Source organism: Mesorhizobium loti, assembly GCF_013170705.1.
Classification (GTDB): domain Bacteria; phylum Pseudomonadota; class Alphaproteobacteria; order Rhizobiales; family Rhizobiaceae; genus Mesorhizobium; species Mesorhizobium loti_D.
Genome location: NZ_CP033334.1, coordinates 6,230,117 through 6,245,892, shown reverse-complemented (window position 1 = coordinate 6,245,892; position 15,776 = coordinate 6,230,117). Strand labels below are relative to the sequence as shown.

Here is a 15,776-nt window from a genome sequence, read left to right as displayed (position 1 = left end):
CTATGCGCAAGAACAAGGTGAAGGACATCTGGGCCGCCGGCGGCGAAGTGGTGACGGGCTGGCTCGGCATTCCGTCGTCGATCTCGGCCGAACTGATGGCCCAGCAAGGCTGGGATGCGCTGACCGTCGACCTCCAGCATGGCGCGACCGACTATGTCGACGCCGTGCCGATGCTGCAGGCGATCTCGACGACCGATACGACGCCGATGGTGCGCGTGCCGTGGAACGATCCTGCGATCATCGGCAAGGTGCTCGATGCCGGCGCCTATGGCGTGATCTGCCCGATGGTCAACACCGCCGAGGAAGCTGATGCCTTCGTGAAGGCCTGCCGCTATTTTCCCAAGGGCGGCCGCAGCGTCGGCCCGCTGCGCGCCTCGCTCTATGCCGGGGCGGACTATTTTCAGCACGCCAACGACACCATCATCACCATGGCGATGATCGAGAGCGACCAGGCCGTGAAGAACCTGGAAGACATTCTGAAGACGCCGAACCTCGACGCCATCTTCGTCGGTCCCTCGGACCTTGCCGTCACCATGGGCGAGGCGCCCGGCTTCGATCCGCGCTATCCCTCGGTTTACGAGGCGATCGAATACATCGCCGCCAAGTGCAAGGAAGCCGGCGTCATTCCGGGCATCCATTGCGGCTCGGTGGCCTATGGTGTCGACATGCGCAAGATGGGCTACCGCTTCATGGCCTACCTCTCCGACTTCCGCATGCTGCAGCAGATGGTGGCGCGGTCGCTGCCGGCCTTCCGCGCCGGCACGCCGAGCGCGATCGCGCCCTGATCGGCACATCCGGATCGATCGCCATGACATCGACAAGCACGCCGCGCGGCAAGGTGACGGTCATCGGCGCCGGCATCATCGGCGTCTGCACCGCGAACTATTTGCTCGAGCAGGGTTTTGCCGTCGAGGTGGTCGATCCGGCCTTGCCCGGATCGGAGGAGCAATGTTCCTTCGGCAATGCCGGCGGCATCTGCCCGGGATCCTGCATCCCGAACGCGATGCCGGGTGTGCTTCGCAACGTGCCGAAATGGCTGATGGATCCGGAAGGTCCGCTGATCGTGCGGCTCGCCTATCTGCCGCACGCGCTGCCCTGGCTGTTGCGCTTCCTAGCCGCCAGCCGCAGACCGCGCGTCGAGGAGATATCAGCGGCGATGCGCTCGCTGCACCGCTACACATTTGAGTGCTACGAGCCGCTGATCAAGGCAGCCGGCTGCGAGGATCTTCTGCAGAAGCGCGGTCAGCTTTTCGTCCACGAAACGGCCGATGGCCCGTCGAAGGGTGCCTATGGCCTCGGGCTGCGGCGCGAGCACGGCGTCAAGGTGGACATCCTCGATGCCGATGAAATCCGTCAGCTCGAACCGGCCCTGGCGCCGATCTTCAAGAGCGCGGTCTATTTGCCCGAGCAGGGCCAGTGCCCCAATCCTGGCCGGCTTGTCGCCAGGCTCGCCGAACACGCGGCACGACAGGGTGCACGGTTCTTCAGGGCGAAAGTCATCGGCTTCGACATGGGGGCCAGCGGTCCTTCGGCGGTGCGACTTGAAGGTGGCGATCGCATGCCGGTTGAGACCGTGGTGATTTGCGCCGGCGCCCGGTCGGGCGAACTTGCCCGCCAGCTTGGCGACCGGATCCCGCTTGAAAGCGAGCGCGGCTACCACATCATGGTCAAGGGCGCCGATACCGGCTTGCGCATCCAGACCATCTCGGCCGACCGCAAGTTCGTCGCCTCGCCGATGGAAGATGGCCTGCGGATCGCCGGCAATGTCGAGTTCGCCGGTTTGAGGGCGCCCGCGAACATGCACCGGGCGGATGTTCTCCTGAAGCAGGCGAGACCCATGTTCCGGAAATTGGAGGTCGGCGAGGTCACGCGCTGGATGGGTCATCGGCCGGGAACCCCCGACAGCATTCCGGTCATCGACCGGGCGTCGCGGGCGAGGAACGTCATCTACGCCTTCGGCCATGGCCATCAGGGCCTGATCGGAGGCGCTGTCACCGGCAAGATCGTGTCGCAGCTTGCCGCCGGTTTGCCGACGGCGATCGATCTGGCACCTTTCCGGAAGGATAGGTTCTGATCCAGGACGCGTGACGCGGCTTCAGCGGGAAGTCGCGCGCCATTGTAACTCGACGACCAGCCCTGCCGGTCGGGTCGATTCCGGAAACTAAGGATCGCTCCCAGTCGCGCCGCCGCCATTGTTGCGATCGTAAGACAAAGCCCGGTGCCGGAAGCGCTTTGTTGCGCCCTCGATGGAACCGCTCGATGATGCGCGGCAGCTCATCGTCATCCACGCCTGGCCCCCATCGGAGATCGCCACGCCATTTCGGTCTAGGCTGCGGAGGGCGGCGGCGCCGCTTCGAGCGCCGCGAGCGCCAGCACTTGACGGACGATTCGGCTGGTGCGGTCGACAGACGTGACGATATGACGAAGCGCCTCTTCACGACCGGGACCATCAGGGGTTGCAAGCGCCACCTGTGCCTGGGTCTTCAAGCCCGCCAGAGGGGTGCGAAGCTCATGCGCTGGTATCTGGCATATGGCTTGAGCCTGCGGGATCTGTTCTATCGCTCAAGAGCTGACTGGCCGCTTCGGCCCCAAAGCACGCCAATCTTTGGGAAACTCCATAGCTTCTATCTTGGACCCTTCAGCCGAGAGATCTCCATAGCGAAAGCGTATAGAGCGCATTTGAAAAATGTATTACCTCCAAGGTCCTGATTGCCCGATAGTCCCTCGCGGGTTCCACTGAACTCAGCGTGCACACGGCTCAACGCCCGGCACTAAGGGAGGAAAAATTGACGACATTCGCAACCATGTTGCGATCGCTTGCCGTTGTCGCAACGATCGCCAGCTTCAGTCCGGCATTTGCCGGTGGCGTGGATGAGCTGCCCAAGAACATCCAGGACGAACTTTACAACAAGGACATGATGGATCCGATGCAGCCGCTCGCGGAGAGTGCGTATCGCGATTGGAAGCCAAAGAAGGGTCCGCCGTGGACGATCGGCTATGCAAGCTCATATGCGGGCAATACGTGGCGCGCTGACGTGATGAAACGTCTGCAGGAGGAACTCATTCCGAAATGGAAGAAGCTCGGCCTCGTCAAGGACGTGATCATTACCCAGTCGAACCTGAACGACTCCACGCAGATCCAGCAGATGCGGCAGCTTGTTGACCAGGGCGTCGACGCAATCATCGTCTGTTGCTCCAATCCGACTTCGCTGAACCAGACCGTTGAATACGCTCACCAGCGTGACATACCGGTGTTTTCGGCCACCGGGTATCTGACATCTCCATATGCTGTGAACTCCTCCGCGAATTTCGTGGTCGGTGGCAGCATGCTCGGCGAATGGATGGCCAAGCAGATCAATGGCAAGGGTAACGTCCTTGTTGTCGAAGGCATTCCCGGCGCTTCGGCATCGGATTCCCAGAACGTTGGCGTGCTGAAGGCACTGGCGAAATACCCCGACATCAAAGTGGTGGGTCAAGTTGCCGGCATGTGGACCGACCAGGTTGCCCAGTCCGAGATCCAGAAATGGCTGGCCACCAATCCGGGCGACCTGAACGGCATCATCATCCAGTCGGCGTCTGAGTTGGGTGCCTTGCGCGCTCTGCAACAGAGTGGACGCGACATGGTGCCGTTCTCGATCGGCGGCGAAATCGGTGCGCTTTGCTATTGGCGCAACAACAAGGATTTCGTCAGCCAGGCGGTCCAGGCATGGCCCCCAGGTGATGATTTTGAGTTCGCGTGGAACATCATGATGCGCACTCTTCAGGGACAGGGGCCGAAGGTCCAGTCCATCCTAACGAAGCCGCAGACGCTCACTTACGAGCAGCTCGAAAAGGCCGTCCCGGCCGACTGCAGCGAAGACTCTGACGGCTGGTACAACGTCGGCGCACAGAACTGGGCAAGCAAGGATTACCTGGACCAGTTTTTCCTGCGCCCGGCTGATCCCGAGACCTTCAAGGCGCAGTGACTGCCACCGGTCTGGCCACCCCTTCGACGCCGACGGGGTGGCATTTCCTTCATTCCATGCAAGTCTAGCCGACCAACGTCGGCCAACTGGACCTATGATGTCGTACCCCACGGTTGAACTCTCATCGGTCAGGAAGACCTTCGGGCCGACGGTAGCGCTCGGCGGGTGCAACCTGACGGCCTATGCGGGCGAGGTTCACGCGATCATTGGTGGTAATGGCTCGGGCAAAAGCACGCTCGCGAAGGTTATTTCGGGCGTTCTGATTCCGGATAGCGGCCAGGTCTCAATCCTTGGAAAGTCGGCAACGTCTCCACACGAAGCGCGCCAGCTGGGCATCTCCAATGTTTTTCAGGAGGTGCTTGTTGCAGATGAGTGCTCGGTGCTGGACAACCTTTACCTGGGCGCAGACAGCCTGCTGGGTTCATCCATGAACCGGGAGGAAAAGGAGGCCAAGGCAGCCGCGCTGATGCGCGAGCTCCTCGGCTTCGAAATCGACCTCTCCGGCCTGGTAGGCGAACTGCCCCTGAGCGTCAAACAGTGGGTCACGATCGCCAGGGCTCTCCTTACCGATCCCAAGGTCCTGATCCTCGATGAGTCGTCTGCGGCGCTCGACTTCGATTCCACGGAGAGGCTGTTTCGCAAGATGCGGCAGTTGAAGCAAGGGGGGGCGAGCATTCTGATCGTCACCCACCGTATCGCCGAGCTGGTGCGTATTGCAGACCGTGCGACAGTCCTGCGCGACGGCGTGGATGTCGGCAAGCTGGCTAAAGAGGAGATCACCGAGTCCAGGATTCTCGAACTCATTGCCGGCGCCGAGCGCAGTGGGACCAGCCGTGATCAGCCTTTGCCGACGCGTCTTGGCGACCGACCGGTTCTGCGCGCGACTGACCTTCGGGTCTGGTCAGACGCTGCAGCTGTCAATTTCACGGTGTACCCCGGCGAGGTCATCGGGATCACCGGCCTGGACGGGCAAGGGCAGGCGGACTTCGTAAGGTGCATCGCCGGCATCCAGTCTCCGATTGCCGGCCGGCTGGTGGTGGTTAACGACGGCAAGGCCAGCGAGGTTACTGATCTCGCATCGGCGCGACGAAACAACATCAGCTACGTGAGCGGCGATCGCAAGAAAGAAGGCATCTTTGCCAATCTGAGCATATACGAAAATCTGCTGCTCCCAGTGTATCGCGAATTCCGGTCCGGCGGTGTGCTGAACTTCGTCAACCGAACCAAGCTGACGCCGGTTTTCGAGTGGGAGTCCAGCAAACTGGCCGTCAAAATGGGAAGCCCCCAGAACCTGATCACATCGCTGTCAGGCGGCAACCAGCAGAAGGTGCTGATTGCCAGGGCCTTTGCCGAAAAGCCGGTGGTTTTGGTGCTCAACGATCCGGCCCGCGGCATCGACGTGGGGGCCAAGCTGGATCTTTACCGCAACCTCAAGGAATTCGCGGCCCGGGGCAACGCGGTGGTGTTCCTATCCAGCGAGCTCGAAGAATTCCTGAATCTGTGCACGCGGGTTCACGTGTTTCGCAATGGCGCGATTTCGGCTGATTTTGAGCCGCCGTTCGACGGACATGTCATCCTCAATGCCATGTTCGGTCGCCGCGCAACGGCGCGATTGCCCGGGGAGGCCGCCAACGAGAATGATCCGGACAACCCGATGCCGGTCGCAGATAGCCATAGTCCGAGACTTGAACAGGGCCGGCCGGTGCCAAGGTCTGTGACCCTGCTGAACCAGGAGGTGAACCATATGGCGGCAACACCATCTTTCGTGCTGAGTTGTCCGGATATTGCGCCGGGGCGCGTTATCCCCGACCGGTTCGCCGAAGACAACCGCCTCTCGCCCAGGTTGGTTTGGTCAGGTCCTCCGGAAGGCACGCGCAGCTTCGCGTTGGCCATCACCGATCCTGATCTGCCAGAGGCGTTTAATTTTCCCCGCTCGTTTGCACACTGGCTGGTGGCAAACATTCCGGCGGAACTTAGGGAACTGCCGGAAGGAGCGAGCGGGAGCCTGGGAATGCCGCACGGCGCTGTCGAGTTCAACAGCGACTTCGTGACATTCAAGATCCCGGGATTTGGCAAGGGATACGGTGGACCTTGGCCGCCGGATCGAGCGCACCGGTACTTCTTCACGCTCTATGCGCTGAAGGTGGACAAAGTCGAGTTGCCGGCCGAAGCCGATTTCGCGGTATTTGCGGCTGCAGTGATGCCGGTTGCGATCGATGCCGCGTCGTTCGTGGCAGTTTACGGGCCCGCAAAGAAGTCATTACCCGGTTAGGAACGGGCAGGAATTCCCCAATCAGGAGGATCATATGAGTAGATATGGAAGCAGGAGCAGCTTTGATCTGGAGTGGATCGAGCGATGGGCCAGAAAGGTCAACGATGACCGTATCTTACCGGTCGTCGGCCGTTTTTTTACGAGCAAATTCGTCCTGGGTTTCGATGACACCGAGTATCTGGTGGATGTTCGGGGGGGCAAGATTCAGAAGATTGCACAGGGTCTCACCCCCAATGACATGGGCGTGGAGTTTTGGCTCAAGGCTCCGAGCAGCGCCTGGTCGAAGTTTGCCCAGGAAATCCCACCGCCGATGTTCAACGACATCTGGGCGATGGCGCATCCGCTGCACAAGCAGCTGATTATTGAGGGCAATTCGCTCCCCTTCTGGCAGAATCTGCGGGCGCTGACGCGTATGCTCTCGCTGATGCGACAAGTTTAACGGCAGCGCAGGAGAGTTGTCATGAATACACACGATCCGATTGTGGGGCGTTACGTTTATGTCCAGTGCGAAGGCAAAACGTATCGCACGTACTACGAGGAACACGGCGAAGGCATTCCGATGGTCTGCCTGCATACCGCCGGCACTGACGGGCGCCAGTACCGGCATCAGCTTTGCGATCCCGATATCAGCCAGAATTTCCGTGTCATTGCCTTCGACATGCCTTGGCATGGCAAATCGATCCCGCCGGCAGACTTCCATCTGATGGAAGACGAATACAAACTCACGACCAAATTCTATTGTGAGTTCATCGTGGCGTTCTGCCGGGCGCTGGATCTGCGCAAACCGGTCCTGATGGGCCAGTCAATGGGAGGCAACATCTGCCTGGCATTGGCACTGCGCTATGAAAGCGAGTTTTCTGCCTTCATCGCTCTTGAAGCCTGCGACTATTCGCCGGGATGGTGGATCGATCCGCTGCATCACCCCCACATCCATGGTGGCGAAGTGGTCGCGACCTCGGTGTTCGGTCTGATGGCGCCGCTCTCTCCCGACGATTACCGGTGGGAGACCTGGTGGTACTACGCGCAAGGCGGCCCGGGCATTTTCAAGGGCGACCTCTATTTCTACAGCGTCGATTCGGATTTCCGCGACCAGTGCCAGAAAATCTCGGGGAAGGTGCCGATCTACTTCCTGACTGGCGAGTACGATTTCGCCTGTACGCCGGAAATGACCCAGCGTACCGCCGAAAAGGTCAAGAATTCCGAGTGCATCATCTTTGGCGGCGGTCACTTCCCGACGTCGGAAGACCCGGCGAAATTCAAGGAGGTCATCTCTCCCGTGCTGAAGAAAATCCTCAATGCGGATCCGGAAAGACGCGGTCAAGGCAGCAATGCCCTGTCGGGACGGAGCATTTCCGAAAGCCGGTCATCGTCCCGCAACGAGCGGCCCAACGAGGGCCGGAAGGTCATTGAGTTCTAGGTTGCGTTAGCAACGAAAGACAAATGGTAATGTCTCAGTCCAGGGCCTCCCAAAACACCTACCTGCTGGTCCCGATCCTGCTGATCGCGCTGCTCCTGAGCACTGCGGTCATCAGGGGGCCGAACCTCGTATCGTTATCGGGATTCGGCAGCGCGATCATCGTGTCGGCGCCCTTGATACTGGCGACATTCTCCCTTGTGGCCCTGGCTGTGGCGGGACGCGGCACTGTCGACTTGGCAGTCGGACCGCTGCTCGCTTTCATCAATGTTACGATCGTCAAGCTCAACGGGCTTGGCATCGTGACGGGTCCCTTTGGTGTCATCCTGGTCGCCCTTGGGATCGGCGTGCTCTACCAGCTCTTTTTCGCGCTCATCATCATATTCGTGCGTGTCCAGCCGATCATTGTAGCGCTGAGTGGCTTTCTGGCCCTGACCGGCATCAACCTCGTCATCCTCCCGAGGCCTGGCGGCACTGCGCCCGACTGGATGTCGTCCTGGGGCCTCGGCAACACCATCTTTTCACCGGTCCTTCTGATCGTGTTGCTGGCTATCGCGGCATGGTTGCTGTTCACCATGACCTCGTTCTACACAAACCTGCGTCTGATGGGTTACGATGAGCGCGCGGCCTACACCAGCGGCGTGCGCATCAACGTGGTTCGGATCGGTGCTCATGTCATCGCCGGTCTCTTCGTTGGCCTCGGCGCGATCTGCTATACCGCGCTGATTTCGTCCGGAGATCCGACACAGGGCACCACCATGACGCTGACGGCGGTGACCGCCCTCGTGCTCGGGGGCGTCAGCCTGTCCGGCGGGCGCGGTGGCGTGGCGGGCGGGCTGCTCGGCGCGCTCAACCTCTTCCTGATCGGCTATGTGCTCGCCACGTTCAATTTCGGCTCGACGCAAGCGTTTGTGACACAGCTTTTCTATGGGCTGATCCTCGTTCTCTCGCTGCTGCTGACCCTGCTCGTCCCAGTCATCGGGCGATACCTTTATTTCATTTCGCCCTTTGCGGCATTTGTCGTCCTGGGCTGCGTGGTTCTCGGCATCATGCTGTATGTCAGCACCCGCGACACCTATGGCGTGGCGGCGGTGGCCAGTGATGCCTTGAAGACCAATCCGGACGTGTTGACCCGCTATTTGCTGCTGCCCCCGCAGTCGGGAAGCGGAGTCGCGTTACCCGACCTTTCCCCGCTTCAAAAGGCCGTCTTTGGCTTCGCCGCGATACTGGCCGTGCTGACCCTTACGGTCCGTGTGGTCGTGTCTGAAGCCGTATCAGTGCGCCTCGGCGCGTTCATCTATGTGTTCGTCTCGGCACTCATCCTGCTCCTGTTTCTGGTCGTCGGCGAGCAAAGCCATGCGGCCGGCATTGCGGCGGCCGGACAATTGGTGGGGATCACGGCATGACCCAGACGTTTGGCGACGGCAGCCGCGGTGGCGGCTTATTTGTTCCGCGATCGCGCGCTCTGGTGTGGCTTAACCTGGCGGTCACGTTCGTAGTTGCCGCGATCAGCTTTGGCTTGGGATTCTGGCAGGGGATCAGCGCCCAGGTTGTCATTCTCTACACGGTCGTGCTGGCCGCTGTTCTTTTCTGGCTGATCAACTACATAGCGGTCATATTTGAGCCACGGCCTTCGTCACTGGACACCGGGAGCGCGCCCGCCGCTGCCGGCGGCGTCTGGGCCGGTAACCGGGTTCTGATCATCACCATGTCGGTGATGCTGATCGTGTACCTGCTGATTACCGCTACTGTCCCGTCTTTCAGAAGCCTTGGCAACCTGATCGCCTTCCTGCTGCTGGAAGCGATCCTGGTCTTCGCGTTCAAGGTCAGCAACCGTTTCGCTCACGGCCGGAGCGCGTTTATCGGGCTGATTGTCCTGCTGGCGCTGATTGTGATCAGCTCCTTCACGATCAACGGGTTTCTCTCAGCACCCAATATCAAGGCAATTCTGCTGTTTGCCGCTTTCCTGGGAATCGCCTGCGTTGGCCAAACGCTGGTTGCGCTGCTGGGCGGCTTGGACCTGTCGATCCCATTTGTGATCGGGTCCTCGAATATCGGGCTGCTCTTCCTGATCGGGCTCGGCGTGCCATCGTGGCTGGCAGTCGTCTTTGTGCTGCTCATCGGCGCCACTCTGGGTTTTCTCAACGGCGTCCTGTCATACAGGCTGCAGGGCCAGGCTTTGATCCTGACGCTCGGCATGGGCTTTGCGATTGCAGGTCTGGTCCAGATCCTGACCAGTATCGGGTCGTCATTTGGCGGCAATGTTTTTGGGACGGTGCCCAAATGGCTCCAGAACCTCGCTGCTATGAACGGTCGTACCTTCGGTTTGGCCGTTCCGCCGACAATCCTCCTGTGGATCGTCATCGCGATCATCGTCATTGTCGGACTGCGGTATTCCGCCTTTGGCAGGTATATTTATGCTCTTGGCGGCAATCGCCGTTCCGCCAAGCTCATCGGTGTCTCTGAGTTCAAATACTGGACCGTGGCCTACACCATAAGCGGCTTCTCGGCCGCCCTGACAGGATGCCTGCTGCTGGGATGGAGCGGCGGCGGATTCATAGGGGTCGGCGACCAGTATCTTTTCACAACCCTGGCTGCGGTGGTGATCGGCGGAACCTCGCTTATGGACGGGTACGGCGGCTATGGCTACACAGTGATCGGGGTTCTCGTCCTGCAAGTCCTGAGTGCCTTCCTGATCGGCATCGGGCTCAAATACGAATGGCAACAGTTCATTTTCGGTCTTCTGATCCTGCCGATGGTCGCGCTCTACGGCCGCGCCCCAGACATCAGAGCCCAAGTTTAGGGAAAGCCCATGTTTGGAACACTCTTTCAGTCCAGCGCCGTTGTGAGCACCGCGCTCAGCGTTGCTACCCTTGCCACGTTTGCAACCGCTGCCTTGGCGATGCTGGGCCTGACGTGGACGTCCGAGCGGTGGCGGGTTCCGCTGGCGCTGTCAGGCGTCGCCCTTCTCGCATCGGGCATTGAATACTACGCTGCTTCGAACATTTGGCTGACGGGCCAGCAGCTCAGTGCGGCTTCGCGCTATGTCGCGTGGTTTGTGGTTCAGCCGATGCAGGTGGCATCGGTGTTCTTCTTTGCGAGCATTGCGGGAAAAGTGCCTGTAGGTGTCTTCTGGCGGACACTTGCAGCTGCAATCCTGATGGTTCTCGCACGATACTTTGGTGACGCACGGATTTTCAATCCGACCCTCGGCGTGCTGCTGTCGATCGCCTTCTGGCTCTACATTCTCGGCGAGATGTATTTCGGTGCGATGGCGGATGCCGTCAGCAAGTCGACGCGGCCAATCCGGCTCGGTTATTTCTGGATCAGGCTGATCCTGACCATCGGTTGGGCGATCTACCCGATACTGCACTTCGTGGATGTCGTCATCGGCACGGGACATGTGGCGCCGATCATCGTGCTCTACACCGTTGCTGACCTTGTCAATCTCATCGCCGTCTCAATGATCGTACTCGCCGTCGCCGGCGAGGAGCGTTTCTGAGGGCTGTCAATCTTCGCGCCAAAGTGCTCGGCGCTCGCGGTTAAGTGGAGGATCTTCCCATGAATGGCTCAGATGTGATCGCAGTCGTTATTCTCATAACGATCATCATCGCGATTGGTGTCTATCTGCTGCACTGGCTTTACAGACATTCGTCAAAAGACCAGTCCTTCGTCCGGACCGGCCTTGGGGGCGAGCGAGTGGTCATGGGCGGTGGTGCGCTGATCATCCCGATCGTCCACGACATCACCCGCGTCAACATGAACGCGATCCCGGTGGAAATCAGGAGGCTCGGCGAGCAATCCCTGATCACCAGGAACAAGATGCGCATCGATATCATCGCCGAGTTCTTCGTGCGGGTCGTGCCGACGCAAGTCGGTGTCTCGACCGCCGCCAGGACGCTCGGCGAGCGCACCCAGAATCCGGCCGCGCTAAAGGAGATCGTTCAGGGCCGGTTCGTCGACGCGATGTCGGCCATCGCTTCCACAATGACGATGGATGAGATCCACACCAACCGCGGTCGTTACATGAGCGAGGTCGCCGCTCTGGCGGCGACAACTCTCGGCTCCAACGGTCTCGAGCTTGAAAACGCCTCGCTGACCAACCTCAACCAGACCGCCATTTCCGTATTTGACCCGTCCAACGCGTTCGATGCTGAAGGACTGACGCAGCTGACCGAGCAGATTGAAGAGCGCCGTCAGCTCCGCAACCGCATCGAAAACGAATCGCGGATCGGTATCAAGCTCAAGGATTTCGAGACGGAGCAGCGGGCTCTGGAGATCGAGCGTGACCTTGAGTACGCCCGCATCGAACAGACACAGGCAATCGAAATCCGCAAAGCCTCGCAGCTGGCGGAAATCGAGGCAGAGCGGTCCAGCTCCACGATCAGTATTCAGAACGCCAGGATTCGCAGCGAGCAAGAAGGCGAGCGGATCCGGATCGCCAAGGACCGACTGATTGATTCCGAACGGATCACTACCCAGTCGGAGGTGCGGTCGCTGGAGATCAAGAAACAGCAAGAGACTGAATTGACGGAGATCATGTCGCGCCGCGAGCTCGAGATGCAACGGATCCAGAACCGCCGGGAAGTCGAGGCCGAGAGGATCGAAAACGAGCAGCATGTGAAGGAATCGGAAATCCGGTCGCGACAGGAGTTGTCGATTATCGAGACGACGTCATCGGCCGAGATCGACCAGGCCAGACTGCAGAGCCAACGGGTCACCGAGACACACCGTATCGAAACCGACAAAACCATTGAATTGCTGGCTGTGGCGAAGTCAAAAGAGGTTCGCATCAGCAATGAGCTTGCCGAAGCAGACCAGGAAAAGGCGCGCCTGCAGAAGCGTTACGATGTCGACGTCGAACGCTTGAGGGTTGACGAGGAAATCGTGCAACTCGAGATCGAGAAAAACCAGAAAATCAAGCTTGCCGAGACCAAGGCATTCCAAGAAATCCAGGACGCGTCGATCGAGGCCAACCGGCAGATTGATGAACTGCGCATCGCGGCGCGGAAGTTTGTCGATAAGTATGAGATCGAACAGCAGAAGGAGGTTGAAATCGTCGACAAGGAACGGCTCATCGCGGTGATCAACAAGTCGATCGAGGAAGCCTACGCGAAGACGGAAGCTGCGGAAGCCCTGAAAAAGCAGGTTGAACAGGAAGAACAGGTCAACAGCGCACGCGAAGAAGAGGTGGCCGAACGCATCAAGCGGATCGAGCTTATCCAGTCTTCGTCCAGGATCGAGCGCGACGCCCAGCGCGTGGTCTCTTCGGCAAGAGCCGAGAAGGAAGCTACGGAACTAAGGGCACAGGCGGAAATCGCAGAGTCCAACGCAGCCGAAATCCGCTACGCCAAGGACGCCGCCGGGCAGCGCATGCTCAACGAGTCGGAGAACACCCGTTCGGACGCCAGCAGGCGGAGTGCCATCTACGAGAACCTCGTCAGCAATCTGCCGAGTATTATTCGCGAGACGGTCAAGCCGATGGAAAATATCGAATCCATCAAGATCCTGCAGGTCGATGGACTGCCAGGCCTCAACAGTCCCTCGGAAACAGCTGGCGCGGGCAATGGCGGTTCGGGTGGCGGCAACATGACCGACCGCGTCGTGAACTCCGCCATGAAGTACCGTACCCAGGTGGCGTTCGTAGACGGGCTCATGAAGGACCTCGGGCTGCCGATCGAGAATCTCGGGAGCGCGGGCGGGATGTCGTTCCGCAACTTCCAGGGGCCGGACGCTCCTAAGGACAAGGACGACTGAACGCGGCCCACTTTAGCGAGAACTTTTCATGACCCCGCTCGGCCCAAATGAAACGCTAGACCGCCACGCCCTGGTTATGGCGTGCTGGTTGGCAGCGGCCCTGCCGGCCGCATTCTTGTTCGACTACGGATTCGGCCAAGGCGGGGCGCCCTATCTCCTCTCCGGGTTCGCGATTATTCTGGCGGGATTTGTGGCGCATGTGATCGTCAATGCTGTTTACGGCACAGGATTCTCGCCCCGCGAATTGGGACTTGGCCTCATCATCTATGGAATCGGCCTGCTCCTCTTCGTAGCTCTGTCGCTCGTTGGCGCGCCATTGGCCGTGAATAACTTCATGCCGCTCAGCGTCGGCTTTATCACCACAGGGGCCGTGGTGATTTTCTACCTGATCACCCGGTACGGCGCGCGACAGGCATTTGAAGGGTTCGACGCCATCCGCGACTTCCGTTCGGGTGACCGAGATTCAACCCGTTCGACGGGAGGCTCCGAATGACCTCCCTGCTTGTTTCCATGCTCGCTATCGTTGCGGTCTTCGGTCTCTATCTTGCAACCATCAGCGGCCGTCACACCCAGCAGGCGTCTGACTTCGTGGATGGCGGTCAATCATTGCCGCCTTGGGTGATCATCTTCGCTGGTGCCGGCATTACCTTGGCAAGTCTTAGCCTTTCGGATCACCTGGTTTTGCTCTCCATCTTCGGCCTGCAATACAATCAGATTGCTGTCGGGATCATCTGCGTCGCCCTCGTCGCAGCCCTTACGCAGAAGCGCCTTTGGCTCGCCTCGAGACTGACCTCGTTGCGAACCCTGGGTGACCTGCTCGGCGATTATTTTGGCAGCACCACCCTGCGCATTTTCATGCTTGTCTTGTTGTTTCTCTTCACCATCCCGTTCGCGGCGACGGCTTTGTCTCAGGCGGGCGAACTGGTGGAGGCTTCAACCGCGGGCGACATCCCGTCCGGGCTTGCAATCTGGGCGTTTGCGTTTGCGCTGTTCGTTTGCAGCGTGATCGGCGGCTGGCGCGGCACCGCCTATTTTGTTGCCGCCCAGTCCTTGCTGATCTTAGCCCTCCTCCTGTTCTTCGGCGGTTTCACGGGCTTCACAGTTGGCAAGCTCGCGTTTACCGCTGGCGGCATTGCGACCACCGGGGGCGTGCTGCCCGACATGATCCCCGGAGTGATCCAGTTCACAGCCGGTATCGGCAAGGAACTCCCGATCGGCGGCATCTGGACGACGTTTGCGGGATTGACGTTCGCACTCTCTTTGGGCGGCATCGCCATCAGTCCCGGGTTCAGCTTCCTCGGCATGACAAGTAAGCCGCATCGCGGCTTTGCATTTGGCCAGGTCTGGATGATCGCGGGGGTGGCGGCCGGTGCACTGATATTGGTCGGGCCGATCCTAGCCGGCGAGATCGCGGCAGGAAGGACCCTGACCGCCTTCACCACGCGCCTGGCGTCGCTCGACCAGATGGTGGCGGTGGGCTTCATTGTTCTTTTGGTGGCGGCATCCCAAATTGCCGTGGCGTTTTTCGCTGGATCGGGTGCTTCCATCTGCACGCTCGAACTCACGTCCCGCTATATTGTTCCGGGCATGGACCAACGCACGATGCGGTTTGCGGCACGTGTCACCTTAGCCCTCGTCTATGGCGCCGTCGCCATCGCCGCGAGTTATGCACCGCTTGGCGCGACGATCTTTTCGTCTCTCACGCTCAGTCTGTCCGTGCAGTTCCTGCCGGCAGTGTTAGGCCTTTGCTGGGTGCGTTGGATTAGCCGCAGCGGTGTGCTGACGGGGCTAATTGTCGGAGGTCTCTTCGTGGTGTTTACAGAGAGCTTCGGCTTGGTCCTGTTCGAGCGACTGTTCATCGACCTGCCGTGGGGTCGTTGGCCTCTATCGGTGCATTCGGCCGGATGGGGGCTGATCCCGAATTTTGCGGCGTGCCTGCTGGTCTCTCTGTTCACGCGAAGCGGTGCTGAAAGAGATCGCAGGGACCGCCTCCACGATGCATTTGAGAAAAGCCAACCGGCGCGCAATGGCAACCCTGCGGCCACGACCGCGAAATGGTCGCTGACCCTGCTCTGGGCGTTCTTCGCGCTCGGACCTGGAGCGATCCTAGGCAACAAGTTCTTCAGCGAGCCGATTTTTGCAGGAACTGTCGTGGCGCCGGGCGTGCCATCGCTGCTAATCTGGCAGGTGCTGTTCTGGTTCGTCGGCGTCTTTATCGTGTGGTGGCTAGCCTATCAGGGCCGGCTATCCGTGATAGATCAACCACCGCGCCACCAGATAAACCTCGTGCCTGACATCAACCCCCTGTTTGAGCCAACCACGACGCCGTGGATTGCCCGGCTCCTTGACCGTGTCACCGGCAGGTAGC

At 60.0% G+C, this 15,776-nt stretch carries 13 protein-coding genes; 12 read left to right on the top strand and 1 reads right to left on the bottom strand.

From position 1 onward, the window contains the following. Positions 1 to 2 precede the first annotated feature (2 nt). Positions 3 to 785 carry an HpcH/HpaI aldolase family protein gene (locus EB815_RS30415; protein ID WP_056565140.1) on the top strand — a complete coding sequence of 261 codons (783 nt, stop codon included), beginning with the start codon at positions 3 to 5 and terminating at the stop codon, positions 783 to 785. A gap of 23 nt (positions 786 to 808) precedes the next feature. Further along, positions 809 to 2,074 (top strand): NAD(P)/FAD-dependent oxidoreductase, encoded by a 1,266-nt coding sequence (locus EB815_RS30410; protein WP_056565138.1) that lies wholly within the window; start codon positions 809 to 811, stop codon positions 2,072 to 2,074. Positions 2,075 to 2,325: 251 nt separating this feature from the next. On the opposite strand, the gene EB815_RS30405 is transcribed toward EB815_RS30410, so the two are convergent. Continuing rightward, the gene (locus EB815_RS30405; protein ID WP_432442964.1) at positions 2,326 to 2,469 is read right to left on the bottom strand and encodes a hypothetical protein; all 144 of its coding nucleotides are present in this window, start codon (positions 2,467 to 2,469) and stop codon (positions 2,326 to 2,328) included. A gap of 335 nt (positions 2,470 to 2,804) precedes the next feature. Between EB815_RS30405 and EB815_RS30400 the strand changes: the two genes are divergently transcribed. From EB815_RS30400 to EB815_RS30355, 10 genes are all read left to right on the top strand, one after another. Continuing rightward, complete coding sequence (locus EB815_RS30400) at positions 2,805 to 3,965, top strand: ABC transporter substrate-binding protein (RefSeq protein ID WP_056565137.1); 1,161 nt, start codon at positions 2,805 to 2,807, stop codon at positions 3,963 to 3,965. 97 nt (positions 3,966 to 4,062) lie between these two features. Then, entirely contained in the window at positions 4,063 to 6,237 is a 2,175-nt protein-coding gene (locus EB815_RS30395) for a YbhB/YbcL family Raf kinase inhibitor-like protein (RefSeq protein WP_162258876.1), read from the top strand. A 34-nt stretch (positions 6,238 to 6,271) separates the two neighbouring features. Beyond that, positions 6,272 to 6,676: a hypothetical protein gene (locus EB815_RS30390; protein ID WP_006326052.1), complete on the top strand. Its 405-nt coding sequence runs from the start codon at positions 6,272 to 6,274 to the stop codon at positions 6,674 to 6,676. Positions 6,677 to 6,697: 21 nt separating this feature from the next. Then, the gene (locus tag EB815_RS30385; RefSeq protein WP_056565134.1) at positions 6,698 to 7,654 is read left to right on the top strand and encodes an alpha/beta fold hydrolase; all 957 of its coding nucleotides are present in this window, start codon (positions 6,698 to 6,700) and stop codon (positions 7,652 to 7,654) included. A gap of 29 nt (positions 7,655 to 7,683) precedes the next feature. After that, positions 7,684 to 9,057, top strand: a complete 1,374-nt coding sequence (locus EB815_RS30380) for an ABC transporter permease (RefSeq protein WP_065004914.1) — start codon at positions 7,684 to 7,686, stop codon at positions 9,055 to 9,057. After that, positions 9,054 to 10,454, top strand: a complete 1,401-nt coding sequence (locus EB815_RS30375; protein ID WP_081294652.1) for an ABC transporter permease — start codon at positions 9,054 to 9,056, stop codon at positions 10,452 to 10,454. The genes EB815_RS30380 and EB815_RS30375 overlap by 4 nt, the downstream gene beginning before the upstream one ends. Positions 10,455 to 10,463: 9 nt before the next feature. Further along, positions 10,464 to 11,153, top strand: a complete 690-nt coding sequence (locus tag EB815_RS30370) for a bacteriorhodopsin (protein WP_056565130.1) — start codon at positions 10,464 to 10,466, stop codon at positions 11,151 to 11,153. A 59-nt stretch (positions 11,154 to 11,212) separates the two neighbouring features. Then, positions 11,213 to 13,408 carry a flotillin family protein gene (locus EB815_RS30365; RefSeq protein ID WP_056565127.1) on the top strand — a complete coding sequence of 732 codons (2,196 nt, stop codon included), beginning with the start codon at positions 11,213 to 11,215 and terminating at the stop codon, positions 13,406 to 13,408. A gap of 28 nt (positions 13,409 to 13,436) precedes the next feature. Next, complete coding sequence (locus tag EB815_RS30360) at positions 13,437 to 13,901, top strand: hypothetical protein (RefSeq protein WP_056565124.1); 465 nt, start codon at positions 13,437 to 13,439, stop codon at positions 13,899 to 13,901. Beyond that, the gene (locus EB815_RS30355) at positions 13,898 to 15,775 is read left to right on the top strand and encodes a hypothetical protein (protein WP_056565121.1); all 1,878 of its coding nucleotides are present in this window, start codon (positions 13,898 to 13,900) and stop codon (positions 15,773 to 15,775) included. The genes EB815_RS30360 and EB815_RS30355 overlap by 4 nt, the downstream gene beginning before the upstream one ends. The last annotated feature ends 1 nt before the right edge of the window (position 15,776 follow it).